Origin of the sequence: Psychrilyobacter sp. (assembly GCF_049671765.1) — a bacterium.
Taxonomy (GTDB): domain Bacteria; phylum Fusobacteriota; class Fusobacteriia; order Fusobacteriales; family Fusobacteriaceae; genus Psychrilyobacter.
The window spans coordinates 1-1,531 of record NZ_JBATVM010000268.1 but is presented as its reverse complement, the minus strand read 5'-3'; the positions used below and the strand labels follow the sequence as shown (position 1 = coordinate 1,531).

Genomic DNA, 1,531 nt, shown 5'->3' with positions numbered 1-1,531 from the left:
GAGTAATCATAATGAATTAAAAAATAAAAGAGAAATTTTACAGGCAGATCTTGAGAATAAATTGCCGGACAAATTATTAGAAGAAGGAATTACAGAGATTAATAAATCTGATTTAACATTTATTGATCAAGGAAGCTGGGCTCAAGGTGTAAAAACAAGTATTAAACCTAAAAAAATAGGAGAAAATGGGAACAAAACTTTTGATAGGGATGTGGCGGTAATTATTCCCATGGATATAGTTGAAAACAGTGATCCTAGAAAATTAAAAAAAATTATTAGAGATATTTTCATAATAACAGATAAAAGGAATCCTAAAATAAAAGATCCTTGTGTTACTGTAACTTATTCAAAAGAAGGAGATGAAATCTATCATATTGATTTCCCAATATATGCAAAGGATGAAGACGGGAATTTATATTTAGCACGGGGAAAAGAAACCACTGAAAAATATGAGTGGGAACCATCTGATCCAGAAGGCTTGAATGAATATTTTAGAGACAATTATCAAGATGATGAGGGAAATCAAAAAAGAAGAATTATTAGATATATAAAACAATGGAAACAAGAAAAGTATAATGGATCTAATGGAAATGAAATCCCACCAAGTATAGGATTAACATTATTAGGATGTAATGATTTTAAATATTCATATGATGGAGAATATTGGAACGATTTAGAGGCTTTACATTTAACTCTTCAAGATATTCTTGGTAAATTTACAATATATTATGATGGTTCTGTAAATATATCTTGTAATTTACCTAAAACTCCTTGGTCTGATGTTTTTTATAAAATGCGCGATTCAGAAGAACACTTAAAAACTTTTTATAAAAGGTTTAAAAAGTTTGCGGATAATATTGAAAATGCATATAACGCAGAACATGATCATGAGGCAGCTAAATATGTTATAAAATCTCTAGGAGATAAATTTGAAATCCCAGAAAAAGAGGCTAAAAAGGATAATTCTACTTTAAAAAAGGAGGACAGATTTGCATAAATATATAACAATTGCAGTAAATTATTTGGAAGAAAGAGACTATGAAGTAACGAATAAAAAAGAAAATACTTTTTTATTTAAAGTTGAAGACAAATTATATATATATTACTTAGATGATAATTTTCCATACTCTTTACCTAGAATTATTACTTCAAATAAATTAGAAGAATATCCTCATTTTATAAAAGGGAAAAATATATCTAATTTATGCATTGGTTATGAAGAAGATTTTAATCTGTATGAAACAACTCCTGAGATATTAATTACAGAAGTTTTTGAAAGTTTTTTTAGATTGTTAAGTTTATCTTTAGAAGCTCAAAAAAAGGAATTCTTTAAAGAATTCCTCCATTTTTGGCATAGAGATGCTCAAATGAATGGAAATTTTAAATTATATATAAAACCAAATATAAATGCTCAAGAAATTTTCATAGAAGAAACATTTATAGAAAAGAAAAAAAAGAAAAAAATTGCTAGAACTAAACTAAGGCTAGCATATACTTATGGAAATTTTATAAATGATAGTCATTTTAAATC

At 26.5% G+C, this 1,531-nt stretch carries 2 protein-coding genes; both read left to right on the top strand.

What is annotated here, in order from left to right; translation table 11 throughout:
* The coding region (locus WBG30_RS12610) for a cyclic GMP-AMP synthase DncV-like nucleotidyltransferase (RefSeq protein WP_424505017.1) at window positions 1-997 on the top strand (997 nt) is incomplete at its 5' end.
* Window positions 990-1,531, top strand: a 542-nt coding sequence (locus tag WBG30_RS12605; RefSeq protein WP_424505016.1) for a hypothetical protein, incomplete at its 3' end; no start/stop codon positions are given. The genes WBG30_RS12610 and WBG30_RS12605, both read left to right, overlap by 8 nt.